Origin of the sequence: Campylobacter sp. 2018MI13, assembly GCF_018501135.1 — a bacterium.
Taxonomy (GTDB): Bacteria; Campylobacterota; Campylobacteria; order Campylobacterales; family Campylobacteraceae; genus Campylobacter_E.
In genome coordinates this window covers 1-388 of the sequence record NZ_JAHCZC010000296.1, presented here as the reverse complement: position 1 = coordinate 388, position 388 = coordinate 1, and the positions used below count along the sequence as shown (strand labels likewise).

1 protein-coding gene is annotated in these 388 nt (G+C 48.5%); it reads left to right on the top strand.

The genetic code is table 11. The features are described 5' to 3' along the window. A partial coding sequence (locus tag KJQ99_RS10095; protein ID WP_214150769.1) for a mevalonate kinase family protein occupies positions 1-388 on the top strand: 388 nt, incomplete at both ends.

The window sequence follows — 388 nt, the reverse complement described above, 5'->3', positions numbered from 1 at the left end:
TCGAAGACAGCAAGGATTTTGGCACGATCATTTCAAAACAATACGAAAATTCGACCGTTGTTTGGAAAAGACGCGGCGAGCACATGATGATCGACAATCGCGATAATCCTTTTGAATATATCCTGTCAGGCATCAGAATCACTGAACAGTATGCCCAGGAACTCGGCAAAAAAATGCGCTGCTACGATCTGAAGATCGACAGCGAACTTGACAGCCCGAGCGGCAAAAAATACGGCCTCGGATCATCTGCGGCAGTCACCGTTGCAACCGTCAAAGCTCTTTGTCAATACTACGGTCTGAACGTGACCTTGGGCCAGCTTTTCAAACTTGCTGCCATTGCTCACTTTGAAGTCCAAGGGAACGGATCCTTGGGAGACATCGCCACCAG